The organism is Streptomyces cynarae, from assembly GCF_025642135.1.
GTDB lineage: Bacteria > Actinomycetota > Actinomycetes > Streptomycetales > Streptomycetaceae > Streptomyces > Streptomyces cynarae.
Window position 1 is genome coordinate 4,137,509 of sequence record NZ_CP106793.1, and the last position, 24,121, is coordinate 4,161,629.

The following is a 24,121-nucleotide window of genomic DNA, read 5'->3' on the forward strand; positions in this document are numbered from 1 at the left end:
GGCCCCGTCATCGAGCGACGGGGTTTAGTTGGACCAGCCGTTCGTCAGCCAGAACTGGTCGAGGTAGGCGTTGCACTGGTTCCCCTGCTCGCAGGAGATCCGGATGGTGTTGGTGCCCTTGTTGAGCTGGATGTAGTTGTACGTCTTCGTCCAGCCCTTCTCCCAGTCACCCTGGGGCGCGTTGGCCCAGTTCTTCAGCTTCAGGGGGTTGGTCTGCGCCGTGCCGTTGATCGTGAGGGTGGCGGTGGCGTCGACGCCGGGCACGGCGTAGCCGGTGTGCAGGGTGTACTTGCCGGTCGACGGGACGTCCACGGTCCAGCTCACGGCGGCGCCCACGTTGTTGAAGTTGCCGACGTAGACACCGCCGTCGGCCTTGGCGCCCTTGACGTCGGACGCCGTGGTGGCGCCGCCCTCGAGGTGCAGCGCCTTGGCGTCGATCGTCGGCAGTTTGCCCTCGTCCGTGGACTGCTGGGTGGTGGACTGGCTCGGGGACGCGCTCTGCGCGACCGACGGGCTGGAGCCCGCCTGGCCGCCCTTCTTCCCGTCGTCCGAGTCGCCGGTGATCATGGCGACGCCGATGCCGATGACGACCGCCGCGACCACCGCGATGGCGCCGATCAGCAGGCCCTTGGTGTTGGGGCCCCGGCCGCGCCCGCCGCCGGACGGCGGGGCCGTCTGGGTCTGACGGGTCGTCGCGGCCCCGCCCGGCACCGTTTCCGGAGCCGCGTAGTGCGCGTTCGGCTGGCCGTACGACTGCTGCTGCGGGACCTGCCCGTAGGGGGCCGTCTGGGCCTGCGGCTGGCCGTACTGGCGTTCGCCGACCGTGCGCACTCTGTTGACGGAGCCCGGGTAGCCGTAGCCGCCGGAGGGCGGCTGGGCGCCGTTGGCCTGACCGTCGGCGTAGAGGTAGCCGAACGGGTCGTCGTCCTCGGGCGTGCTCGCGCCGTTGTTGCCGGGCGTCATCCCTAGGTCTCCTCAACAGGTGCGGGTCCAGATGCGTACGTGGCTGAATGGCGAGCCTACCCGGTCCCCGGACCGCACACGGCTGTTGTTCCCATCACCCAAGGGTTGACCTGCGGTTTACCCCGCACGCCTGTGCTGTTTGGGACGAGACCGTTTCTCCACGTACATCCGCTCGTCAGCCGATTTCAGCACTTCGTCCGCCGTCATGCCGCAGTGTGCCCAGCCGATGCCGAAACTCGCGCCGACGCGCATGGCGCGGCCGTCGACCCGGATCGGCTGGATGATCTCGTTGCGCAGACGGACGGCGAGGTCCTGGGCGTCGGCCTTGCCGAGCCCGTCGGCCAGCACGACGAACTCGTCACCGCCGAGCCGGGCCACCGTGTCCCCGTCCCGCACCCCGCGGCTGAGCCGCCGGGCGACCTCGATGAGGACGGCGTCGCCCGCGTTGTGCCCGAACCGGTCGTTGATGGACTTGAAGCCGTCGAGGTCGCAGAAGAGCACCGCGAGGCCCTTGGTGCCGTCGTCGGCGTCACTGTCCGGGGCGACGGTGTGCACATGGTGGTCGAAGGCGTCGTACGGCCCCCGCCCGGCGTGGAAGTCGAAGGCGTGGCCGCCGCTGTCGTGGGCGGCCGGGTGGTCGATCCGGAACCCGTCGCCGAACGCGGCGTCCAGGGAGTCCGCCGCGCTCGGCGGCAGCGACTGGGGGCGCCGGCACAGGCGGGCGGACAGACGGGCGCGCAGTTCCGCGGAGTTGGGCAGGCCGGTGAGCGAGTCGTGCGAGGCGCGGTGGGCGAGTTGGAGCTCCCGGCGCTTGCGCTCCTCGATGTCCTCGACGTGGGTGAGCAGGAAGCGCGGCCCGTCGGCGGCGTCGGCGACGACGGAGTTGCGCAGGGACACCCACACATAGGTGCCGTCCCGGCGTCCGAGCCGCAGTTCGGCCCGCCCGCCCTCGGCGGAGGTGCGCAGCAGGGTGCCGATGTCCTCGGGGTGGACGAGGTCGGAGAACGAGTAGCGGCGCATCGCGGAGGCGGGCCTGCCGAGCAGGCGGCACAGCGCGTCGTTGGTGCGCAGGATCCGGCCGTGCTGGTCGCCGCCCATCTCGGCGATGGCCATCCCCGAGGGGGCGTACTCGAACGCCTGCCGGAAGGACTCCTCGCTGGCGCGCAGCGCCTGCTGCTCCCGCTCCAGGCGGACCAGTGCCCGCTGCATGTTGGCCCGCAGACGGGCGTTGCTGATGGCGATGGCGGCGTGGAAGGCGTACATCTGGAGGGCCTCGCGCCCCCAGGCGCCGGGCCGCCGCCCGTTGCGCGGCCGGTCCACGGAGATGACGCCGAGGAGTTCACCGCAGGAGCTGCCCTGGGCACCCGGCGTGTACATGGGCGCGAAGAGGCGGTCGGAGGGGTGCCACTCGTCCTCGAAGCGGGGCTCGGGACCGTCGGTGTACCACTGCGGCACGTCGTCCTCGTCGAGGATCCAGCCCTCCGTGTGCGGTATGAACCGCAGGGTGCCCCACGCCTCGCCCATGCTGAGGCGCCGCTCCCAGGAGGCGCGGGAGCCGACGCGGCCGGTGATCAGCGCCTCTGCTGCGGAGTTCCCGGCGAGTGCGGCGACGACGAGGTCACCGTCCGGGCGTACGAGGTTGACGGCCGCCAGTTCGTAGCCGAGGCCGTTCACGATGCCGTCGGCCACCGTCTGCAGCGTGTCCGCCAGGCTGCGGGCGGTGTTCATGTCCGCCATCACCTGGTGCAGCTGCCGCAGGGTCGCAAGACGGACATACGGCTCGGACTCGGTCTCCATTCGCCCTCCCCTCGAGATCTCGCAGCAACTCCAGGGACGCGTCGGCGTACTACCGTTCTCCCGGTTTCCACGGCACGCTACTGGGCGTACTCCTCGGGTGGCATCGTGCAGCGTCTCCGCCACTGAATCACAGCGCGCTGCCCACTAGGTACACAGGGTCAACAAAATACGCTTCCTGTGACTCAAGTCACAGCCAAAGATGAACAATTGCGGAGAGGTTCCGCATTTTTCCTGTGTTTCCGCGGAATGCTTCCGGACTCGATGCGGGCCCTCTGTGCAGAGCTTGTGATCCTACGGCGTCCGACGACGTCCGTCGCTGGTCCTAGGCCGCGATTCGGGCCCGGGCCCGATGTGGGCGGCCGGAAGCGGAGACTAGCGTTTTTGACGTGCTCAAGACTTCCGCTGTCCCGTCCGTGTCCGCCGTGCCACCCTCCTCCGGGCATCCTGAGGGGGTGAGCAACGACGAGTTCCGCGCTGCCATGTCCCGGCTGGCCGCGGGCGTGGTCCTGGTGACCTCGCACGAGCCGCCGCTGGATCCCGAGGGGCCGAAGGGTGAGGACGTCGGCATGACGGCGACCGCCTTCATGTCGGTGTCCCTGGATCCGCCCCTGGTGCTGGTGAGCCTGCGCGAGGGCGCCCGCATGGACGACCTGCTCGCCGAGCAGCCGCTGTGGGCGGTCTCCGTCCTCTCGGAGAGCCAGCGGCACATCGCGGGACGCTTCGCGATGAAGGGCCGCGTCAGCGACCGTCTGCTGTTCGAGGACATCCCGTACGTCCGCGGCGAGGCCTCCGGCGCACCGCTGGTCGGCGGCGCGCTGGCGACGCTTGAGTGCCGCACGGAACAGCGGGTGCAGGCGGGCGACCACACGCTCGTGATCGGCAGGGTGCTCACGGCCCGGGTGCCGAGTGCGGAGGGCGGACCGCTGATGTATTTCCGGGGGCGGTACCGGCACTTGGGGTGAGCGGAGAAATCCGTGGCCCTCGGCGGCTTTCCGGCCTACGGTGCGCGGGTGACGACCGCTTCCGCCCCGCGCCTCGAAGAAATCACCGCCGAAAACCTCGACGCCGCGCTCGGCATCCGCGTCCGGCCCGGGCAGGAACACGCGGTCGCGCCGGTCGTGAAGTCCCTCGCCGAGGCGTACGTCCACCCCGGTGTCGCCTGGCCGCGCCTCATCGTGGACGACGGCAGGCCCGTAGGGTTCCTCATGGCCTTCTTCGACATCGACTGGTACGAGGACGGCAGCGTCCGGCGCTCGGGCCTGTGGCGGCTGAACATCGCCGCCGGGGAGCAGGGCCGCGGGTACGGCCGTTTCGCCGTCGAGTCGGTCGCCGCCGAGATCCGGCGCCGGGGCGGCACGCGACTGTACGTCACCTGGCATCCCGGTCCGGACGGTCCGGAGAACTTCTACCTGGGGCTGGGGTTCCACAAGAACGGGGAGACGAGCGGGGACCAGACCGTGGGCGTCCTGGGCCTGACCTGACCGGACGGTCCGGCTGTCCGGCTGTCCGGCTGTCCGGCTGTCCGGCTGTCCGGCTACGTCCAGTCGCGAGCGGACCGGCCGCGTTTCGTCTCCGAGCGCTGCTTCTTCTCCCGCAGTCGCCGCTCGTTGATCCCCCGTGGGATCCGGGTCGGCCTGCGGGGCTTGGGCGGGGGCGCGGTCGCCTCCGCCAGCAGCGCCGCCAGGCGTACCGCGGCGGCCTCACGGTTGCGCCACTGGGAGCGGTGCTCGGAGGAGCGGACGCTGACGACCCCGTTGACCAGGCGGGGCGCCAGGCGCTCGAGGGCGCGCTCCTTCCACACCTGGGGAAGGGCCTCGGTGTTCGCCAGGTCGAAGCGCAGCTCGACCTGCGAGTCACTGGTGTTGACGTGTTGTCCGCCGGGCCCGGACGACCGGGAGAAACGCCACATCAGCTCGGCCTCGGGAAGCGAGACGGAGCCGCGGATTCTGTGTTTTCCGGGGGACAGCCCCCCGGACTCCCGAGAAGGACCGGACATGCCCTCCATGTTCCCCGCTCCGCCCGGTCCGCGTCATCCCGATTTCCGGCGGCAGGTAAAAAAGGTAAAGGAACCCGGAACCGTGAGTGCCCCCCTTGGCGTTGCTAGAGGTGGCGGTAGCTTCATCCGCACACGCAACGAGGGAAGGGACTCCCAACAATGGCTGTAAGCCTGTCCAAGGGTGGCAACGTCTCGCTCACCAAGGAGGCTCCGGGCCTGACCGCCGTCACCGTGGGCCTCGGCTGGGACGTCCGCACCACCACCGGCACGGACTTCGACCTCGACGCGTCCGCGATCGCGGTCAACGCCCAGGGGAAGGTCTACTCGGACCAGCACTTCGTCTTCTTCAACAACAAGCAGACCCCGGACAACTCGATCGTCCACACGGGTGACAACCGCACGGGCGAGGGCGCGGGCGACGACGAGGCGATCAACGTCAACCTGGCGGCGCTCCCGGCCGACATCGACAAGATCGTCTTCCCGGTCTCCATCTACGACGCGGAGTCCCGCTCGCAGAACTTCGGCCAGGTGCGCAACGCCTACATCCGCATCGTCAACCAGGCCGGCGGCCAGGAGATCGCCCGCTACGACCTGTCGGAGGACGCGGCCACGGAGACGGCCATGGTCTTCGGCGAGCTGTACCGCAACGGCGCGGAGTGGAAGTTCCGCGCGGTCGGCCAGGGCTACGCGTCGGGCCTGGTGGGCATCGCCCAGGACTTCGGCGTGAACGTCTGACGGAGTCCCCTGTCTCCTCGCCGGGGCCCCGGTCCGGGAGGCCGGGGCCCCGGCGTGGTGCCCGGCCTCCCACGACCCGTGCCGGACCGTCCGCGATACGTTGCGCGGGTGATCCTCGAGCCCCTCTCCCCCGCCCCCGACCACGACCTTCCGGGTGAGCTGCTGACCGAACTCACCGCGCTCTACGCCTCCAACCGGGAGTTCCACGCACTGAGCGGCGACTTCCCCGACCCGGACGACATCCGTCCGGAGCAGGTGGCGGCCGCGCTGGCCGACGAGTTGGCGCACCCCGACGTGGAGGTCCTGCTCGCCCGCAGTTTCGGGCGGCTCGTCGGAATCGTCGTCACGCTGGCCCACCACCCCGACCCGGCCGACCCGGACCCGTGGATCGGCCTGCTGATGGTGGACGCGGCGATGCAGCGGCACGGCCACGGGCGACTGCTGGCGTCCCTGGTGGAGGACCGCTTCCGCGCCGCCGGCCGCACCGCCGTGCGCCTGGCCGTGCTCGAGAACAACCCCGCGGGGCTCGGCTTCTGGACGGCGCTCGGCTACGAGGTCGTCGACCGCCGCCCGGACCGCGACCGGGGCCGCCCGTGCGCCGTGCTGCGCAAGGCCCTGTGACACCATCGCCCCCGTGCTCGACATCGGCTACGCCCTCTCCAACCGCTTCCCCGACCCCCCGCAGACCGACTACCGCCGCGCGGACGTCCGCGCCCTGCGGCACGACCTGTTCTGCGGTGACGTCTATCTCGCCGACACCGAGGCGGACCGGGAGCTGTCCACAGCCTGGGGATGGGTGCCGGTGCTCGACTTCGCGTGGGCCCTGTGCGACATCGTCGAGCGGCTCGACCGGGACCCGCTCGGCAGCCGCGCCGCCCGGCCGCAGCGCGCGGAGCTGGACTTCACCGAGTCGACCGACCGCCTGCTGTTCGAGCGCCGTTTCGGCTGGGTGGACATCGAGGCGGAGTGGCTGCCGGCGGAGCCCCCGCTGACGTTCCCCCACGCGGAACTGCGCCGCGAGGCCCGCGACTTCCTGCAGGACCTGATCGCCGACCTGACCGACCTGCACGAGGACCTCGGCGAGAACCCGGCGATCTGGACGCTGCAGGCCCGCTTTCCCCGGGTCGCCTGACACCGGGAGCCGCCGGACGCGGTGGTCCGCTCCTCACGGCTCCAGGACCACCTTGCCGACCGTGCCCCGCGCCTCAAGGGCCCGGTGGGCCTCGGCCGCCTCGGCGAGCGGGAAGCGCTGGACGGCCGGGACCAGGCGGCCGGCCGCGGCCTCGGCGAGGGCCCGCTCCTCCAGGGTGCGCAAGGGGTCCGGACCGCCCGCCCTCCGCAGCATCGCGGGACCGAGGACCTGCTCGGAGACGCCCTCGACCAGATACGGCCGGCCGCCCCGGATGCCCTCGGCGGACCACCCGAACACGAGGTGCCGGCCGCCCGGCGCGAGCAGTCCCACGGCGGTCCTGGCCACCGCGCCGCCGACACCGTCGAAGACCACGGTGACCCTGCCGCGATACTCCACGAGTCGGTCCGCCCAGGCGGGGTCCGTGTAGTCGACGGCGAGGTCCGCGCCGTTCTCCCGCACCCGCGCGACCTTCCCCGGACCGCCCGCGAGCCCGATCACGGTGGCGCCCGCGTGCCGGGCATACTGCACGAGGAGGGTGCCGATGCCGCCCGCGGCGGCCGGGACGAGGGCCACGGAGCCGGGGCCGAGGTCGGCGAACTGGAGGATGCCCATCGCCGTACGGCCCGTGCCGATCATCGCGACGGCCTGCGCCTCGTCCAGGTTCGCCGGTATCTCGTGCAGGCGGACGACGTCCGTGACGGCGAGTTCGGCGTAGCCTCCCGGCACGAAGCCGAGGTGGGCGACGACCCGGCGGCCGAGCCAGCGGGTGTCGACGCCCTCGCCGAGGGACTCGACGGTGCCGGCGACCTCGCGGCCGGGGATCGTGGGCAGTGGGGCCGGCCCGGGCGCGGGACCGGTCTCGCCCTCGCGGAGCGCGGTGTCCAGCAGGTGCACGCCCGCCGCGGCGACGGCGACTCGCACCTGGCCGGGGCCCGGCTCGGGGTCCTCGACCTTCTCGTGGGTGAGGTTCTCGGCGGGGCCGAAGGCGTGCAGCCGGATCGCGTGCATGGGCGGGCTCCTCGTCCGTGGGTCTTCGCCGTCACATGTCGTGCTCTCTCGGAAGGCCCACCCTTCAAGCTCAAGCGCGCTTGAGGTCAAGGGCGACCTCGCAGGCCGGGTCGATTGTCAGTGGTGCGGTGCAGCATGGGGGCATGGTGCGGAAGGCGCGGGTGGTGAAGGCGGCGCGGCGGCCGGAGGTCCGGCTGCCCGAGCTGGTGGCGTGGTCGGACGGGGAGGTGGTGCCGGACGGGGACTACGACGGGCTGGAGTTCCGGGACGCGGATCTCGCGGAGCAGGACGGCGGGGGCGCCCGGTTCATGGACTGCGCGCTGACGGCGTGCGCGCTGGACGGGACGGGGCTCAACCACGCGCGCGTGCTGGACTCGGTCCTCACGGGCATACGGGGCGTGGGCACGGACCTGGCGGAGGCGACCCTGCGCGATGTGGAGCTGGTGGACGCCCGGCTCGGCGGGACGCAGCTGCACGGGGCGGTGCTGGAGCGGGTGCTGGTGCGCGGCGGCAAGATCGACTACCTGAACCTGCGCAAGGCACGGCTGAAGGACGTCGTCTTCGAGGGCTGTGTCCTCGTCGAGCCCGACTTCGGGGGCGCCCGGCTGGAGCGGGTGGAGTTCGTGGACTGCGTGCTGAAGGGAGCCGACCTGACGGCGGCGACCCTGGTGGACGTGGACCTGCGCCGCGCGGCGGAGCTGGACATCGCGCGCGGAGTGGACCGCCTGTCCGGCGCGGCGATCAGCCATGCGCAGCTGCTGGATCTCGCGCCGGTGCTGGCGGCGGCGATGGGGCTGCGGGTGGCGGAAGCGGACTGACGACCACCCGACACGGGCGGCGAGCGGCAGGGGCGGCGGACCGGAAGGCCGCGGACCGGCACGGGCGGCGAGCGGCAGGGGCGGCGGACCGGAAGGCCGCGGACCGGCGAGCGGCAGAGGCGGCGGACCGGAAGGCCGCGGACCGGCGAGCGGCAGAGGCGGCGGACCGGAAGGCCGCGGACCGGCGAGCGGCAGAGGCGGCGGACCGGAAGGCCGCGGACCGGCGAGTGGCAGAGGCGGCGGACCGGAAGGCCGCGGACCGGCGAGCGGCAGAGGCGGCGGACCGGAAGGCCGCGGACCGGCGAGTGGCAGAGGCGGCGGACCGGAAGGCCGCGGACCGGCGAGCGGCAGGGGCGGCAGACCGGCACGGCGCCGTCGCCCGGGGGCTGACGGCGGCGGCCACGGCCCTCGAAGCGGAACCGGGCCATGCCCCCGGCGGGGACGTGCGCCGCACTCGTCTCGCCACGGCGGTCGCGTGGGTGGACCATGGAGGTGGAGCGATGAGGGAGGCCCGCCATGAAGAAGTCATCCGGAGCCTCGGATTACGACACCTGGCTCTACTCGCACACCCCCTCGCAGGCCGAGGGCGAGCGCGACGAGCCGGGCGAGCGCAGCGCCATGGAGCAGCACCCGGAGGTCCCGCGCACGGAGCCGTCCCAGGCGGAGGGCGAGCGGAGCGCGGACGAGCAGGGGTCGAATCGCCCCTGACCACGGGTGATCCGTTGATCGGCGGTGGCCTTCGGTGTCGTATGTCGCTGTCAGCGCGCTCAGCCACCCGGGCCTGCTGCGGGACAAGAACGAGGACAGTCTCGTCGCCGGGCCCTGGACGCTGTGTGCCACCGTCACCGAGAACCCGCAGACGCTGGTCTTCCCCCTGGGGACGCCCCTGGTGGTCGCCGTGGCCGACGGACTCGGCGGGCACCCCGGGGGCGAGGTGGCGAGCGCGCTGGTGGCGCGGCGGTTCGCCGCCCTCGGGCCGGCGCTGGGCAGTGAGGACGCCGTCCGGGGCGCCGTGGACTCCTGCAACCGGGCCGTCTACACGGCCGCCGAGGGCGGCGAGGACGACGGTCGCGGCCTCGCGATGATGGGCACCACCGTCGCGGGTGCCGTCGTGCTGCCCAAGGAGCTGCTGGTCTTCAACGTGGGGGACAGCAGGGTCTTCGCCGCACCCCGGAGCGGACTGCGGCAGGTGAGCGTGGACGACAGTCCGCCCCTGGCGCCGGGTCAGCGCACCACCTCGCTGGTCACGCAGTGCCTCGGCGGCTCCCCGCACTACCGTGCCGTCGTCGCGCATGTGACGGCCACGCCGTTGTCACCGGGCGACCGCTATCTCGTCTGCACCGACGGCCTCACGGATCCGGTGCCGGAGGACATGATCGACGCGGTGCTGCGGGAGCACGACGACGGACGGGCCGCCTTCGAACTGTGGAAGGCCGCCATCAGCGCGGGCGGCCCCGACAACATCACCCTCGCGCTCGTCCGCGTCGCCGACGAGTAGAAGGGGCAGGCTCCCTACCCCCTGCGCGCCGCGGACCGCCCCAGTTCCGCCAGCGCCCCGTCCGTCAGCCGGTACACCGTCCACTCGTCCTGCGGGCGGGCGCCCAGAGCCTCGTAGAAGTCGATCGACGGGCGGTTCCAGTTCAGCACCGACCACTCCAGACGCTCGTAGCCGCGCTCCACACAGATGCGGGCCAGTTCCGTCAGCAGCGCCTTGCCGTGGCCGGCGCCGCGGGCCTCCGGGCGGACGTACAGGTCCTCCAGGTAGATGCCGTGCACGCCCCGCCAGGTGGAGAAGTTCAGGAACCACAGCGCGAACCCGACGACCTCTCCCCCGTCGTCCTCCGCGACATGCGCGTACGCCGCCGGCCGCGCGCCGAACAGCGCCTCGCTCAACTGCTCCGGCGTGGCCCGCGCCTCCTCGGCGGCCTTCTCGTAGGCGGCGAGTTCACGGATCAGGGTGTGGATGACGGGGATGTCGTCGGGAGTCGCGGTGCGGATCATGCGGGCAGTCAAACACAGGTGGGGCCGGGCCCACCAAGGCCCGGCCCCACCCCGCCGTCATGCGCGGCTCAGCGCAGACGTCGTACGTCGATCGCCCAGATGCCGCGCCCGTGGGTGGCCGCGTAGAGCCGTCCGTCGGGGCCCGTGCGGAGCTGGAGGACCGCCGTCGTGGGCAGGTTGGTGCCCGCCACCTTCCAGCTGGACGCACCCGCCGGGCGGACCAGGACGCCGAGGTCGGTGCCGATCGCCACGGTCCCGTTCTTCAGCAGCACGACCGTGTTGGCGGGCACGTCCGGCAGGTTCCCGGAGATGTCCTTCCAGGTCGCGCCGCCGTCCCGGGTCTCGAACAGGTGCCCGACACCGGCGCCCGGCCCCTCCGTCCACTTGCGGGAGAAGCCGTTGACCGCGAGGAGGACGTGGTCGGAGTCCGCCGGGTCGATCGCGAGGCCCGCGAGGTAGCGGTTGGGGACCGTCCCGTCGGCCGGCAGGTTCAGCTGGTGCCAGCCGGTGCCGTCCGCGTTGCCGACCGCGATGCCCCGGGTGAAGCCCTCGTTGTTGCAGGGGCCGCACCAGGCGGCGTACACCTTGCCGCCGGAGGAGGCGACGGCGGTGGCGGTGTGGCCTTCGCCGAGGTCGAAGGCGTTGAGCCACTCGCTGCCGCTGCGGATCGCCCAGCCCTTGGTGTTGATCCACACGTGGCGGCCGCCCGCGACCCAGGTGTTCGCGTCCTTGATGTCGGAGTTCAGCGGGGCGATGAAGCGGGCCTCGCCGGTGGCGCTGTCGGGCGGGGCCACGGAGTAGGTGGTCGCCTTCGACGGATCGGTGATCCAACCGCCGTCGTTCACCGCGCAGTTCTGCGTGACGGCGACCGCCAGGTACACGTACTCGGAGGCGACGTTGCACCCGTTGGCCGGATCGACGATCGTGTCGCCGCCGTCACCGCCGAAGTCGGAGCCCATCACGCGGTCGCCGGGACGCAGGATCGACTGGCCGTTGTCCTGCAGACCACCGCTGACGTCGAGACCGCGCGCGGCCTGATCGATGCCCACGCCGACCGAGTAGTACTGCAGCGCGTCCATCGTGCCGTCGTTCAGGGACATCCAGTCGGTACCGTGACCCGAGGCGTTCGCCGAGCCGTTCAGCGGCCTGCGGTACGCGCCGCCGTCGTCGCCGACCACCAGGTACGGCGCGCCGCCGTTGCTGCCGATCGCCACCGCGTGCTGGTCGGCGTGCACGGTGGAGGGGCAGTCACCGCTCTGCTTGGCGGGATCGATGGACCAGCAGGGGAAGCCGAAGTTCCAGTACGGTCCCGGCACGGTCCAGTTCTTGCCGCCGTCCTTGGTCTCGAAGACCTCCTCCAGACCCGCGTAGACGTGGTCGGGGTTCTTCGGGTCGACGGTGAGGAACTGGTCGTACCAGGCCTGGATGCCCGGCTGGTACCCGGCACCGGTGAGCGCCGAACCGGAGTCGCGCAGCTGCGTGTAGTCGGCGATCTTCGTCCACGGTCCGGTCGGAGAGCCGGACTTGGAGACGAAGATGCCGGCGAGCCCGCTGTCGGGGTTGGAGTTGGTCATCGCCGGCGACTGGTCGATGGCGTAGTAGCGGGAGCCGTCCGCGCTGCGCGCGAAGGTCACGTTGCCCACGTCGCCACTGTCGCTCGGCAGGTCTCCGAGCCCGGTCAGCCGCTGCCAGCCGCGCGGGCCCTTGGCGTAGAAGCCGTTGTAGGTGTCGCCGCCGCGCCAGCCGACCGCGAGGACGACCTTGTTCGGGTCCTTGGGGTCGATGGCGACGTCACTGGTGATGTTCTTGTACGCCGCGTCGGGGTCGCTCGCCTCGGAACCGCCCGGCAGATAGTCGGGGTTGGGGGCGAACTCCAGCTTCCAGGGGCCCTTCAGGGTCTTCGTGGAGTGGCTCCACACGCCGCGCGTGGTGGCCGCCCACACCTTGTCCCCGCCGAACCGCAGCGCGTTGATCGAGGTGGACTCCAGCTCGTCCCCGCCGACCCGGTCACGGGTGCCGAACTTCCCCTTGCGCGGGTCGTCGAGCACGTAGACCCCCGTGCCGAGGAACGAGGTCGCGCTGGTGTTGGCCTCACCGGTCGCGTACCACAGCCGTCCGCGGCCGTCGAGCTGGAGGTCGCCCGTGGAGAGGGCGGGCAGGCCGTCGGAGATGTTCTGCCAGTGCCCGCCGCCGGTGCGGGAGCGGAAGACACCGCCGTTGGCCGAACCGGCGTACACATACCCGTGGTCGTCGGCCGCGAGCCCGGTCACGCGCCCCGTGACCCGCCCGGCGCCGCCGCTGGAGTTGGAGTTGGTGTCCCGGTAGCGCGGGTCGTCCGAGTCGTACGGCAGCCGCGTCAGCTCGCTCCACTTGCTGTGCGTGTGCCGCAGACCGCCGAGTTCGCCGTACGCGGCCCCGTAGGCGCCCGGCGCCACGATGCCCGGCGAGGTGCGGGCCTCCGCGTACTGGTCCGCCTGCTCGGCGATGTTGCCGGCCTCGTCCTCGTCCCCTCCGGGGTCCCCGGGGTCCCCCGTCTCCGCGAACGGGGACAGGCCCTTCTGCTGGTTCAGAAGGGCCTGTTTCCGAAGCGTCCGCACCCCGAAGGGGTCGGTATGGGTACCTGATGCCGCCTGGGCCTGTGTGACCGTCAGACCAAGCGCGGCGGACACGGCGAGCACCGCCGCCCATGCCCGTCTTCTGCGCAACCCGTCGCCTGCCATGAAAAACGTGCCCTCCCCTATGAGCCGTGGCGTACATGACACAAGCTGCCCACAGCTTTGGGGAGACGGGAGTTGAGGGAGAAGCACCTACGGGCAATCAGAGCGTAAAGATTTGTCAGGGGTGCGTCAGTGGCGTCCCGCGACCCGGTCGGCCAGTTGTGCCAGCCGTGACGACTCGATGCCGGGCGCCGTCCGTTCGCGCCGGTCCGCCGTGCGGTAGGTGGCGTACATGCCGTGCACGCCCAGCCAGCGCAGCGGTTCCGGCTCCCACTTGCGCACCCGGTGGTTCACCCACGGCAGCGCCGTCAACTCCGTCGGGCCCGCCTGGCCCGAGTCCTGCTGGACGAGGTCGCGGAGCGTGCGGGCGGCGAGGTTGGTGGTGGCGACGCCCGAGCCGACGTAGCCGCCCGCCCAGCCGAGGCCCGTGGAGCGGTCCAGGGTGACCGTGGCGCACCAGTCGCGCGGCACGCCCAGCACCCCCGACCAGGCGTGGGTCACCCTGATCCCGGCCAGCGACGGGAAGAAGCGGACCAGGATGTCGTACAGCGCCTCGACGGTGGCGGGCTGGGTACGGCCGTCGTTGTCCGTGCGGGAGCCGAAGCGGTACGGGACGCCGCGGCCGCCGAGCGCGATCCTGCCGTCGGCGGTGCGCTGGGCGTACATGTACGCGTGCGCCATGTCGCCCAGCGTCTCGCGCCCCTCCCAGCCGATCCGCTCCCACTGCGCGTCGGTGAGCGGCTCGGTCGCGATCATGGAGGAGTTCATGGGGAGCCACGTGCGCCGCTGCCCCTTCAGGGAGGCGGTGAAGCCCTCCGTGCAGCGCAGGACGTACGGTGCGCGGACCGTGCCGTAGGGCGTCACGGCGTGCTTGGGGCGGATCTCGGTGACCGGGGTGTGCTCGTGGATCGTCACGCCGAGCGCCTCGACGGCCGCCGCGAGGCCCTTGACGAGCTTCACCGGGTGCAGCCGCGCCCCGTGCGGGGTCCAGGTCGAGCCGACCGCGTCCGCGACCCTGATCCGCTCGGCGGTCTGCCGGGCGCCGTACAGCTCGCGGTCCTTCTCGCCGTACGACAGTTCCTGCTCGTGGAAGGCCTTGAGCCGGGCCAGCTGCGCGGGCGTGTACGCCACCTCCAGGACGCCGCCGACGTGCACGTCCGCGTCGATGCCCTCCTCCTCGGTGACGCGGACGACCTCGGCGACCGTGTCGTTCATCGCCCCCTGCAGGCGTACGGCTGCCTCGTGGCCGTGCAGCTTCGCGTACCGGTCGCGGCCCGCGATGCCGTTGTAGAGCCAGCCGCCGTTGCGGCCGGAGGCGCCGTAGCCGCAGAACCTCTGCTCCAGGACCATGATCCGCAGGAAGGGCGCCGCCTTCTTCAGGTAGTAGGCGGTCCACAGGCCGGTGTAGCCACCGCCGACGATCACCACATCGGCGGACGCGTCCCCGGCGAGGGGTTCCCGGGGCCCGGGGAGGCCGTCGTCGGCGTACCAGAAGGAGACGCCGCCGTTGACGACGCCATTCACCGCACTGTTCATGAAGCCGGACGTTAACTCCTGAGAGCGACCAGTGTCTCCTTCGGATTCCATGGTTTTCCGCAGCCTCGGGTCAGCGGATAGCAGGCCAGACCGATCAGCACCGAGATGAAATGCCCGAAGTCCGTGAAGGTGGGGGTCGCGGTCAGGGGGAGGGCGTAAACGAGGAGGACGACGGTCAGATAGGCGTAGCTCCAGGGCGCCGCGAGCCGGTAGGTGAGCACGCCGACCACCCCGGCGAGCGCGTAACTGACCCCGAAGTCGAGCGTGTTGACCGCCGAGTACGGGGCCATCCCGTCCTTTATCGCCTGCAGCAGCGCACCCTCGCTGGCGAGCGTGGCGAGCACGTGCGCGGCGGCGCACACGGTCAGCCAGCGGGCGGTGCCCAGCCAGCGCTCCGCCTGCGCGTGGAAGACCGTGTAGAGCGCGGCGTACGGCAGCCAGTGTCCGCCGTCGATCCACATCGCGGAGGTGATGAACACGCGCAGCGGGTCCTGGGACAGCTGGTGGATGTTGGTGGACCGGTGCCGCAGGAAGCGCTCCTCGAAGTGCGGCGACATGTGGTGCAGCGCGATGGTGGTGAGGAACAGGACCAGCAGCCACACGTATGTCCCCGGGGCGCTGCGTATGTAGGACGCCGCTGCCCCGAGGCCGCGCCGCATTCGCCTGACCCCGTCCACACAGGCCAGTATCGTCGGGAAGGTGATCGAGGTGCCTGGCGAGCTGGTCGCTTCTCAGGAGAAATTCAACCGGGAGGCGGGTCGCGCGTTCGTGGCGGAGCTGCCCCGGCGGGTGGAGGATTTCCTGGAGCGGTGGGGGCTGCGGGTGGACGGGCCCGCGATGTACGGGGTGACCGCGCTGGTGCTGCCGGTGACCCGCACCGACGGTGCCTCGGCGGCGCTCAAGCTCCAGCTCCGGGACGAGGAGAGCGAGGGCGAGCCCCTGGCGCTGAGCGCCTGGGACGGGGAGGGGGCCGTACGCCTGCTGGAGCACGACGAGCCGACCTGCACGCTGTTGCTCGAACGGCTGGACGAGACCCGCACCCTGGCCCATGTGCCGGACGCGCGTGAGGCGGTACTCGTCATCGCGGAGCTGCTGGCCCGCCTGACCGCCGTCCCGGCCCCGGAGGGGATGCGCCGGCTCGGCGACATCGCACGGGCGATGCTGGAGCGGGTCCCCCGAGCGCTCGGGCGGATACCGGATCCGGCGGACCGCCGCCTGGTCGCGGACTGTGCGGCCGCCCTGCGGGAGGTCGCCTCCGAGCCGGGCGACCGCCTGCTGCACTGGGACCTGCACTACGACAACGTCCTGGCCGCCGACCGCGCCCCCTGGCTGGCCATCGACCCCAAGCCGCTGGCCGGCGACCCCGGCTTCGACCTGCTCCCGGCGATCCGCAACCGCTACGACCCCGGGGAGACCCGGTGGCGCTTCGAAGCCCTGGCGGACGCGCTGGGCCTGGACCGGGAGCGGGCGCGGGCCTGGACGCTGGGCCGGGTGCTGCAGAGCTGCCTGTGGGACATCGAGGAGGACAGGCCGCTGGAGACGGGCCGGCTGGAGATCGGACGGACCCTGCGCGGCTGACGCACCGCTCGAGGACACGGCGGGCCGAGACACGCCCCCGGATGGACGATCCGGCATTCAACGGCTTATCCGGTCATAGCGTACCGAATATGACGAAACGCCATCTCGCCTACCTCGCGTGTGCCGCAGCGCTCGTCGCGTCGGGGTGCGGCGCCACCGCCGACTCCCTCCCCGCGACGCCCGGCACCCGCACGGTGCGTCCGGGAGACTCGATCCAGAAGGCGGTGGACGCCGCCAAACCGGGAGACACCATCCTCCTCGCCGCCGGCACCTACCGGGAGAGCGTTCGGGTGACCACCTCCGGGCTGACCCTGCGCGGCATGGGCCGGAGCACCGTCATCGCACCGGCCGACAAAGCGGCCGCAAACGCCTGCGCGAAGGCCGGCAACGGGATCTGCGTCGAGGGGACGCAGGGGCACCCCGTCACGGACACCACCATCGCCTCCCTCGCCCTGACCGGCTTCTCCAAGAGCGGCCTGTGGTCGACGTGGACCGACCGGCTGACCGTCCGGCACGTGACCGCCGAGAAGAACAAGGTGTGGGGCATCGCGCAGGAGCGCTCCACCCGGGGCGTGTTCCTGGACAACACCGCCCGCGACAACGGCGACGCGGGCCTGTTCCTCGCCAACACGGTGGCCTCCGAGGGCGGGGCCACGGACACCAAGGGCGCGGTGATCGCGCACAACCGTCTCCAGGGCAACCGGATCGGCGTGACCGTCCGCCGCCTGAGGGACCTCACCGTCATGAGCAACGACGTCAGCGCCAACTGCGCGGGGGTCTTCGTCGTCGGGGACGAGAACAGGCCGCGGGCCGGCGCCCTGACCGTGAGCGACAACGCCATCCGTCAGAACAACAAGTCCTGCCCGAAGACCACCCGGCTGCCCGCCCTGCAGGGCTCCGGGATCGTCCTGACCGGGGCCGAGAACACCCTGGTGACCCGGAACACGATCACGGACCACATGGGCAAGTCCCCGCTCTCCGGCGGCATCGTGCTCTTCAGGAGCATGGTGGGCGCCTCGAACGAACGCAACCAGATCACCGGCAACACGGTGCGGCGCAACGCCCCGGCGGACCTCGTCAACGGGGAAGCCGGCAAGGGCAACACCTTCCAGGGCAACACCTGCGGCGCCTCCAAGCCCGCGGGCCTGTGCTGACGCCGCGGCACCACCGCAAGGACCGTTCCTTACAGCCGACCTGATCCGAAAGACAGACCCTTGCGGACCCAGAGAGGAAAGGCAGCACATGACGACCGTAAGCCCTGCCCCACCGCCCTCCATGCGCCTGCGGGAACTCGCGTTCGGGGCGGCGTGCGCCGCCGCCCTCCGCGCCGCCGCCCGGCTGGGCGTCGCCGACGCGCTCGGGGACGGCCCCATGGCCGTGGAGGACCTCGCGGCCGCGGTGAAGACCGAACCCCGGCCGCTGCGGCGGCTGCTGCGGACCCTGACCTGCTACGGCGTCTTCGCCGAGCACGAGAACGGGACGTTCGCACACACCGACATGTCCCGGCTGTTGCGCGAGGACGACCCGAACAGCCTGCGCTACATCACCCTGTGGTGCACCGAACCGTGGACGTGGAACGCGTGGCCGAAGCTGGACGAGGCGGTGCGCACCGGCCGGAACGTCGTCGAGGACCTGTACGGCAAGGAGTTCTTCACCTACCTCAACGAGGACGCCCCGGAGTCGGCCGACGTCTTCAACCGGGCCATGACGACCTCCAGCCGGCAGTCGGCGCGGGACGTCGCCGAGCTCCTCGACCTGTCGGGGAGCTCCTCGGTCGCCGACATCGGCGGCGGCCAGGGGCATGTGGTGGCGAGCCTGCTGGAGAAGTACCCGTCGATGCACGGAACGCTGCTGGACCTGCCCCCCGTGGTGCGGAACGCCGACCCGCGGCTGCGGGAGGGCGGCGCCCTCGCCGACCGGGTGCGCATCGTGCCGGGCGACTGCCGCGAGGCCATCCCGGTCAAGGCCGACGTCTACATCATCAAGAACATCCTCGAGTGGGACGACGACTCGACCGCCCGGTGCCTGCGCAACGTCGTCGCGGCGGGCGGCCCCGGGGCGCGGGTCGTGGTCATCGAGAACCTCGTCGACGACACCCCCTCGATGCGGTTCTCCACCGCCATGGACCTGCTGCTGCTCCTCAACGTGGGCGGGGCCAAGCACACCACGAAGAGCATGGTGGACCGGATCACCGCAGCAGGCCTGATCATCGACGACATCCGCCCGGTCAACCCCTACCTGCACGCGTTCGACTGCAGCGTGCCCCAGTGAACAGCGGCGCAGCGTGCCCCGTGAACAACGTGTCCCGGTGAACGACATCCCCCACTGAACGACGACCGCCACCGGCCCACGGGTCCTCCCCCACAGGCCAGATGCCACAGGCCACCGGTCGCCGGGTCCGCGGTGCGCGCGGGCCCGGCGACCGGTGGCCGTTCGGGTGGTTCGGACGGTGGGGTCGGGGTCGGTTCAGCGAGCGGAGTCCCGCTCCCAGCGGTAGAAGCACTGCGCCATCGCGTCCTTCGGGGAACGCCAGGTGGCCGGGTCGTAGGCGCTGACGTACGCCGTGAGCCGCTCGCTGACGTCCCGGAAGGCCGGGTGCTGGGCCACCTTGGCGATGGCCGGGCCGGGCTCCTGCTCGGCCTCGATCACATGCATGTAGACGTCGCCGAACTGCCACAGGGTGCGCCGGGTGACCCCGACGAGGTGCGGCAGCTCTCCCCGGTCGGACTCCTCGAAGACCTTGGCGATGTCCGGGGCCGATCCGGGGGCCATACGGGCGACGATCAGGGCCTGGTGCATGAGCATGTCCTCCGTCCGGTTCAGTCGGCCAGCGCAGGCGCGGGCCGTGACTCGGCGGCGGCCTTCTCGATGCGGTCCCGGATCAGGGCCATCTGCACCTTGGAGTTCCGGTTGATGTTGTCGGTCATCCAGTCGTCGTCGACCGGGGCGTCGGGCTTCATCGCGAAGTCCTGCGTCCACACCATCCGGGTGCCCTCGGTGACCTCCTCGTACTGCCACCGGATGTTCATGTACGCGAAGGGCCCCGGCTCGACACGGCGGGCCTTGACGGTGAGCGTGGGACGGTCCGTCTCCCGCTCCGAGACCCAGCTCCACACCGTGCCGTTCTGGTCGGGGTGCATGGTCAGCCGGAAGGTGGTCCTGTTGCCCTCGCGGGAGAGCACGTCCACGGAGGCGTACTCGCTGAACAGGTTCGGCCAGTTCTCCAGGTCGTTGGTCATGTCCCAGACCAGGTCCACCGGCGCGGCGATGGTGATGGCGTTCTCGGTGTGTCCGGCCATGTCAGGCTCCTGCCATAAGGGTGCTGTTGACGAGGTCGAGGAACTGCCGAGGCGTCTTGCAGCGCTCCGCGTCGGGCGGCATCGGGGTGCCGTGCCGGTTCTCCAGTTCGCCGACGATGCCGAGCAGGCCGAGCGAGTCGATGCCGAGGGCGTCGAAGCCGGAGTCGCACCGCTGCTGCAGGTCCTGCGGTGCGACGGTGACTCCGGCGGCCTTCTTCATCAGCTCGGACAGTTCTTCCAGGGTGATGCGGTCGTTCATGCGGTGGGTCTCCTTTGCTCCAGGGCGGCCTCGCTGCGAGGCGCCGCTGTTCCGGTCGTTCGCTCCCGGCTCACTCGGCCGCGCCGTGCCGCAGCACGAGCGCCGTGTTCGACCCCATGAGGCCCCGGCTGAGGACCAGCGCCGTACGCGGCTCGGCGGCGCGGGCCCGGCCGGTCACCAGGTCGAGGTCGTGGCAGACGTCGAGGACGTTGGGGGTGGGCGGGATCAGGCCGTGCTCCATCGAGAGCACCGCCGACGCGACGTCCAGCACGGGCGCCGCGCAGTAGCCGCGGCCTATGCCCGTCTTGGGCGCCGTCACGGGTACGCGCCTGCCGTGCGCGCCCAGCGCGTCGGCGATCGCCAGCGCCTCGGCACGGTCCGCCTCGGGGACGCCGAGGGCGTCGGCGAACACCACGTCGATCTCCTCCGGGGCGCACTCGGCCTCCTCCAACGCGCCGCGGATCGCCTGGACGAGCCCTTCCCGGGACCGCTCCCACTGTGAGGCGCCGGTGAACGTCGCCGCGTGCCCCGCCAGCACGGCCCGCACCCGTACGCCCCGCTCACGGGCCGAAATCTCGTCCTCCACGACGAGCATGGCGCCGCCCTCCGCAGGCACGAACCCGCAGGCCCCCGAGGTGAAGGGGCGGTAGGCGCGCTCCGGGTCCTCGGCGGTGCTCAGCTCCTGGTAACCGAGCTGGCAGACCGCCGAGTACGGCGCGAGCGGCGCCTCGGTCGAGCCGGCCACGATCACATCGGTGCCCCGGTGCACGGCGCGCGCGGCGTGCGCGAGGGCGTCGAGGCCGCCGGCCTCGTCGGCCGCGACGACCGAACAGGGGCCCTTGAACCCTCGGCGGATGGAGATCTGACCGGTGCTGGCCGCGTAGAACCAGGCGATGGACTGGTAGGGGCCGACGAAGCGGCTGCCCTTTCCCCACAGCTGCTGCAGCTCCCGCTGCCCGAACTCACCGCCGCCGGATCCGGCCGCGGTGACCACGCCGAGGGAGAACGGCGAACCGTGCTCGTCGGCGCGGCCGATCCGGGCGTCGGCCAGGGCCAGGTCGGCCGCGGCCATCGCGAAGTGCGTGAACCGGTCGGTCTGCACGAGGAAGCGCTCTTCGACCACCGCCGCCGGGTCGAAGGCGCGGACCTCGCCGGCCACCTTCAGCGGCAGGTGCTCGCACCCCTCGCGGGTGACCCGGTCCAGGACGCTGATGCCCTCCCGGGTGGACTTCCAGAAGGTGTCGGTACTCGTTCCGTTGGGCGCGACGACGCCGATTCCGGTGACGCCGGCGCGCCTCACGTGGGGTGCGCTCATCGTGTCCTCTCCCTCTGCCGGGTCAGGATCACCGCGGACTGGAAGCCGCCGAACCCGCTGCCCACGGAGAGCACGCTGGTCAGCTTCCGCTCCCGGGCCACGCGCGGGACGTAGTCCAGGTCGCACTCCGGGTCGGGGGTCTCGTAGTTCGCGGTCGGCGGTACGGCCTGGCGGTCCAGGGCCAGTACGCAGGCCACGACCTCGATCGCGCCGATCGCCCCGAGGGAGTGCCCCACCATGGACTTGATGGAGCTCATGGGCGTGTCGTACGCGTGGTGGCCCAGGGCTCGCTTCACGGCGGCGGTCTCGTGGCGGTCGTTCTGCCGGGTGCCGGAGCCGTGCGCGTTGACGTAGTCGATGGCCGAGCCGTCGAGGCGGGCGTGGTCGAGCGCCGTCTCGATGGCGCGGGCCATCTCCAGGCCCTCGCTGGTCAGTCCGGTCATGTGGTAGGCGTTGCCGAAGGTGGCGTAGCCGCTGAGCTCGCAGTACACCCGCGCGCCGCGGGCCCGGGCGTGTTCCAGCTCCTCCAGGACGAGCACCGCGCCGCCCTCGCCCATGACGAACCCGTCACGGTTGTTGTCGAAGGGCCGTGAGGCGTGTGCGGGGTCGTCGTTGTTCGGGGACGTGGCCTTGATCGCGTCGAAGCAGGCCATGGTGATCGGGGAGATCGGCGAGTCGGAGGCGCCCGCGATGCAGACGTCGGCCCGGCCCTCCTCCACGGTGTGGAAGGCGTACCCCACCGCGTCGAGCCCCGAGGTGCAGCCCGTGGAGACGGTCTGCACCGGACCAGAGGCGCCGAAACGTTCCGCCACCATCGAGGCCAGCGTGCTCGGCGAGAACGCCCGGTGCAGGTGCGGACCCGCCTCCCGGTGGTCCACGTCCCAGCGCTGCCCGCGATGGCTGACCAGGACGTAGTCGTGCTCCAGCCGGGTGGTTCCGCCCACCGCGGTCCCCAGGGACACCCCGACCCGCCAGGGGTTCTCCCGGGCCAGGTCGAGGCCGGCGTCCCGTACGGCCTCCTCACCGGCGACCAGGGCGAACTGGATGTACCGGTCGGCACGTTCGATCTGCTCCGGCCCCAGCCCGCACGCCACCGGGTCGAAGTCGCACTCGGCGGCGATCCGCGAGCGCAGGCCGGTCGGGTCGAAGAAGGTGATGCCCCGCGTCGCGGTACGGCCGTTGGCGAGCAGATCCCAGAACGCCGGGACGCCGATGCCGCCCGGTGCCACGACGCCTATGCCGGTGACCGCCACGCGCCGGGTCATGAACGGACCTGACCTCGGTCGGCCGGCCGGGCACCGCCCGCCCCGGCTCCTTCCGCGGCGACCGCGACGGCTTCCGTCTCCTCGGTGTCGACGTGGCCGAGCTGCGGGGTCGGGGCGAGGGGGCCCAGATGGAAGACGAGACGCGCCTCCTCGTCACCCACGTTGCGGAAGCGGTGCCGCATGTAGGCGGGGATCATCAGGCCCTGCTCGGGGCGCAACGCGTGCGGCTCGCCGTCCAGGTCCACCTCGAGCCGGCCGCTGAGGACGTAGACGAACTCCTCGGAGTAGGGGTGGTAGTGCTCGCCGATCCGATCCCCCGGCTGCACGATGGCCACACCCATGAAACCGCTGGTGGAGCCGACCGTGGCCGGGGTGAGCATGGCGCGCAGATCGCCGCCGCGTCTGGTGTTGGGCTCGATCTCGCCGAGCTCCACGATTCTGGGACGGGGTTTGGTCACGTCGTTCCTCCGATGGTGTGCTGCGTCGACAGGGGGCGGGGCCACCACGGCCCTGTGGTGCCGGTCAGGCCTCGGCCGAACGGCGGTCGGTGATGAGGTCCATACGGGCGAGCGTCAGGAAGCGCGCCAGGTCGCCGCCCTTGAGGGCAGAGCCGTCCGCACCGACGGCGGCGCCGTCGAGGAGGGTGGTCAGCTCGGCCGCCTGCCCCGGATCGGCCAGCCCGAGGGTCAGCACCGGGTCGGCGTCGGCACCGCCGCGAACATCGATCAGCCGTACGACGATCTCGTCGCGCTGGAAGATCGTGCTGCCGCAGACCGGGCTGCGCGGATCGTCCGCCCGCGCCTCGTCCTGCTCCGCGAGGAGCCGGGCCAGCCGCATCCCGCAACCCGGCCGGGCCGGGTAGTACAGCGCGAGCCGCTTCGCCTCCGGGCACTCCTGATCCGACGTCACATGGTGGACCGCGGGCAGCGCCGCGCGAGTGAAGAAGACCCGCGCGGACTCCGGGTCGTTGAGGTCCCGGTCGTGCTCCAGATAGGGGTTGATGGCCTCCTCCACCGCCCGCACCTCCGGCTGCCGGGAGACGTGCCGCAACGCCGCGAGCAGGTCGCCCCGCACCTCGATGGCCCGCACCACCCGGTTGCCGTGCATGAACAGCGAGGTCCGGCACAGCCGCGTGGTGTCGTCGACCCGGGCCTGAGGCGAGGCGTAGTCCGAGAGGATCTTCGCCACGGTCTGCTCACTGCCCGGCTTGACCGTGAAGGTGAGCGCATGGCGGATCACTCCGTCACCGATCCGCGGGGACGCCTGCAGCCGCCGGTTCGCGGACCTGGCGGACGACTCGCCACCGGTCTCCCGGACGATGTGGAAACGCAGCGACCGGGTGTCCCGGACACAGCTGTGCAGCGGCTGCACCATCCGCACGTGCTCCTCGCTGTTCACCCAGGCGAGGAACGGCGGGGCACTCTCCCACTCGCTGGTGATGAGCCACTGCGAGGGATTCTCGATCGACTGGCAGAGCTGGTCGCTGACGTGCCCGGGAACGGACGCGACCTGGTTGCACAGCTGCTCGTACGCCTCCAGGAACTGCTGCTGGGCTCCGTCGTAGACGTCCACCAACAGGACGACCCGGAGCGGGGAGCCGTCGAACACCGACTGCGAGACCCGTTTCGACACCTGTCGCGTCACCGGTTCTGAAACACGTTCAGACATTGTGGTCATGCTGCGCTCTTCTCCTTCGGCGGGG

The 24,121-nt window shown here is 71.6% G+C and carries 26 protein-coding genes; 11 read left to right on the forward strand and 15 right to left on the reverse strand.

Features of this window, described 5'->3' with window-relative positions:
* Positions 1–24: 24 nt before the first annotated feature.
* Positions 25–963: a CBM35 domain-containing protein gene (locus N8I84_RS18910; RefSeq protein ID WP_263230639.1), complete on the reverse strand. Its 939-nt coding sequence runs from the start codon at positions 961–963 to the stop codon at positions 25–27.
* 117 nt (positions 964–1,080) lie between these two features.
* Positions 1,081–2,760 (reverse strand): diguanylate cyclase CdgB, encoded by a 1,680-nt coding sequence (gene cdgB / locus N8I84_RS18915; protein WP_263230640.1) that lies wholly within the window; start codon positions 2,758–2,760, stop codon positions 1,081–1,083.
* A gap of 386 nt (positions 2,761–3,146) precedes the next feature.
* Between cdgB and N8I84_RS18920 the strand changes: the two genes are divergently transcribed.
* Both N8I84_RS18920 and N8I84_RS18925 read left to right on the forward strand, forming a co-directional pair.
* On the forward strand, positions 3,147–3,722 hold the full coding sequence (locus N8I84_RS18920; RefSeq protein WP_263230641.1) for a flavin reductase family protein: 576 nt from the start codon (positions 3,147–3,149) through the stop codon (positions 3,720–3,722).
* Positions 3,723–3,770: 48 nt separating this feature from the next.
* Positions 3,771–4,241: a GNAT family N-acetyltransferase gene (locus N8I84_RS18925; protein ID WP_263230642.1), complete on the forward strand. Its 471-nt coding sequence runs from the start codon at positions 3,771–3,773 to the stop codon at positions 4,239–4,241.
* A gap of 53 nt (positions 4,242–4,294) precedes the next feature.
* On the opposite strand, the gene arfB is transcribed toward N8I84_RS18925, so the two are convergent.
* Entirely contained in the window at positions 4,295–4,765 is a 471-nt protein-coding gene (gene arfB, locus N8I84_RS18930) for an alternative ribosome rescue aminoacyl-tRNA hydrolase ArfB (protein WP_390898919.1), read from the reverse strand.
* A 150-nt stretch (positions 4,766–4,915) separates the two neighbouring features.
* On the opposite strand from arfB, the gene N8I84_RS18935 reads away from it, so the two are divergent.
* From N8I84_RS18935 to N8I84_RS18945, 3 genes are all read left to right on the forward strand, one after another.
* Positions 4,916–5,491: a TerD family protein gene (locus N8I84_RS18935; protein ID WP_103839798.1), complete on the forward strand. Its 576-nt coding sequence runs from the start codon at positions 4,916–4,918 to the stop codon at positions 5,489–5,491.
* Positions 5,492–5,599: 108 nt separating this feature from the next.
* Positions 5,600–6,112, forward strand: a complete 513-nt coding sequence (locus N8I84_RS18940) for a GNAT family N-acetyltransferase (RefSeq protein ID WP_263230644.1) — start codon at positions 5,600–5,602, stop codon at positions 6,110–6,112.
* 13 nt (positions 6,113–6,125) lie between these two features.
* Positions 6,126–6,623, forward strand: coding sequence for a hypothetical protein (locus N8I84_RS18945; RefSeq protein WP_263230645.1), 498 nt, complete (start codon positions 6,126–6,128; stop codon positions 6,621–6,623).
* Positions 6,624–6,656: 33 nt separating this feature from the next.
* On the opposite strand, the gene N8I84_RS18950 is transcribed toward N8I84_RS18945, so the two are convergent.
* Positions 6,657–7,631, reverse strand: a complete 975-nt coding sequence (locus N8I84_RS18950) for a zinc-binding dehydrogenase (RefSeq protein ID WP_263230646.1) — start codon at positions 7,629–7,631, stop codon at positions 6,657–6,659.
* Positions 7,632–7,774: 143 nt separating this feature from the next.
* Here N8I84_RS18950 and N8I84_RS18955 point away from each other — a divergent pair, with 143 nt between their 5' ends.
* From N8I84_RS18955 to N8I84_RS18965, 3 genes are all read left to right on the forward strand, one after another.
* Positions 7,775–8,449 carry a pentapeptide repeat-containing protein gene (locus tag N8I84_RS18955; RefSeq protein WP_263230647.1) on the forward strand — a complete coding sequence of 225 codons (675 nt, stop codon included), beginning with the start codon at positions 7,775–7,777 and terminating at the stop codon, positions 8,447–8,449.
* Between the two features lie 516 nt (positions 8,450–8,965).
* A complete protein-coding gene (locus N8I84_RS18960; RefSeq protein WP_263230648.1) occupies positions 8,966–9,157 on the forward strand; it encodes a hypothetical protein in 192 nt (63 codons plus the stop codon).
* Positions 9,158–9,191: 34 nt separating this feature from the next.
* A complete protein-coding gene (locus N8I84_RS18965; RefSeq protein WP_263230649.1) occupies positions 9,192–9,947 on the forward strand; it encodes a PP2C family protein-serine/threonine phosphatase in 756 nt (251 codons plus the stop codon).
* Positions 9,948–9,961: 14 nt separating this feature from the next.
* On the opposite strand, the gene N8I84_RS18970 is transcribed toward N8I84_RS18965, so the two are convergent.
* The 4 genes from N8I84_RS18970 to N8I84_RS18985 all read right to left on the reverse strand — a co-directional run bounded on the left by N8I84_RS18970 (position 9,962) and on the right by N8I84_RS18985 (position 15,362).
* Positions 9,962–10,450 (reverse strand): GNAT family N-acetyltransferase, encoded by a 489-nt coding sequence (locus N8I84_RS18970; protein WP_263230650.1) that lies wholly within the window; start codon positions 10,448–10,450, stop codon positions 9,962–9,964.
* A 68-nt stretch (positions 10,451–10,518) separates the two neighbouring features.
* Positions 10,519–13,170 (reverse strand): beta propeller repeat protein, encoded by a 2,652-nt coding sequence (locus N8I84_RS18975; protein ID WP_263230651.1) that lies wholly within the window; start codon positions 13,168–13,170, stop codon positions 10,519–10,521.
* A gap of 126 nt (positions 13,171–13,296) precedes the next feature.
* Positions 13,297–14,703, reverse strand: coding sequence for an NAD(P)/FAD-dependent oxidoreductase (locus tag N8I84_RS18980; RefSeq protein WP_263230652.1), 1,407 nt, complete (start codon positions 14,701–14,703; stop codon positions 13,297–13,299).
* Between the two features lie 11 nt (positions 14,704–14,714).
* Entirely contained in the window at positions 14,715–15,362 is a 648-nt protein-coding gene (locus N8I84_RS18985) for a rhomboid-like protein (protein ID WP_263234809.1), read from the reverse strand.
* 61 nt (positions 15,363–15,423) lie between these two features.
* On the opposite strand from N8I84_RS18985, the gene N8I84_RS18990 reads away from it, so the two are divergent.
* The 3 genes from N8I84_RS18990 to N8I84_RS19000 all read left to right on the forward strand — a co-directional run bounded on the left by N8I84_RS18990 (position 15,424) and on the right by N8I84_RS19000 (position 18,552).
* Positions 15,424–16,281: an aminoglycoside phosphotransferase family protein gene (locus N8I84_RS18990; protein WP_390899038.1), complete on the forward strand. Its 858-nt coding sequence runs from the start codon at positions 15,424–15,426 to the stop codon at positions 16,279–16,281.
* Between the two features lie 89 nt (positions 16,282–16,370).
* Complete coding sequence (locus N8I84_RS18995; protein WP_263230654.1) at positions 16,371–17,435, forward strand: right-handed parallel beta-helix repeat-containing protein; 1,065 nt, start codon at positions 16,371–16,373, stop codon at positions 17,433–17,435.
* Between the two features lie 88 nt (positions 17,436–17,523).
* A complete protein-coding gene (locus tag N8I84_RS19000; protein ID WP_263230655.1) occupies positions 17,524–18,552 on the forward strand; it encodes a methyltransferase in 1,029 nt (342 codons plus the stop codon).
* A gap of 195 nt (positions 18,553–18,747) precedes the next feature.
* On the opposite strand, the gene N8I84_RS19005 is transcribed toward N8I84_RS19000, so the two are convergent.
* The 7 genes from N8I84_RS19005 to N8I84_RS19035 all read right to left on the reverse strand — a co-directional run bounded on the left by N8I84_RS19005 (position 18,748) and on the right by N8I84_RS19035 (position 24,096).
* A complete protein-coding gene (locus tag N8I84_RS19005; RefSeq protein WP_263230656.1) occupies positions 18,748–19,080 on the reverse strand; it encodes a TcmI family type II polyketide cyclase in 333 nt (110 codons plus the stop codon).
* Positions 19,081–19,100: 20 nt separating this feature from the next.
* Complete coding sequence (locus N8I84_RS19010; protein WP_263230657.1) at positions 19,101–19,580, reverse strand: SRPBCC family protein; 480 nt, start codon at positions 19,578–19,580, stop codon at positions 19,101–19,103.
* 1 nt (position 19,581) lies between these two features.
* Positions 19,582–19,839, reverse strand: a complete 258-nt coding sequence (locus N8I84_RS19015) for an acyl carrier protein (RefSeq protein WP_263230658.1) — start codon at positions 19,837–19,839, stop codon at positions 19,582–19,584.
* Between the two features lie 70 nt (positions 19,840–19,909).
* On the reverse strand, positions 19,910–21,154 hold the full coding sequence (locus N8I84_RS19020; protein WP_103839814.1) for a ketosynthase chain-length factor: 1,245 nt from the start codon (positions 21,152–21,154) through the stop codon (positions 19,910–19,912).
* Positions 21,151–22,419, reverse strand: coding sequence for a beta-ketoacyl-[acyl-carrier-protein] synthase family protein (locus tag N8I84_RS19025; protein WP_263230659.1), 1,269 nt, complete (start codon positions 22,417–22,419; stop codon positions 21,151–21,153). The genes N8I84_RS19020 and N8I84_RS19025 overlap by 4 nt, the downstream gene beginning before the upstream one ends.
* Positions 22,416–22,877, reverse strand: a complete 462-nt coding sequence (locus tag N8I84_RS19030) for a cupin domain-containing protein (RefSeq protein WP_200420981.1) — start codon at positions 22,875–22,877, stop codon at positions 22,416–22,418. Before N8I84_RS19030 ends, N8I84_RS19025 begins: the two co-directional genes overlap by 4 nt.
* Positions 22,878–22,941: 64 nt before the next feature.
* Positions 22,942–24,096: a SchA/CurD-like domain-containing protein gene (locus N8I84_RS19035; RefSeq protein ID WP_263230660.1), complete on the reverse strand. Its 1,155-nt coding sequence runs from the start codon at positions 24,094–24,096 to the stop codon at positions 22,942–22,944.
* Between the last annotated feature and the right edge of the window lie 25 nt (positions 24,097–24,121).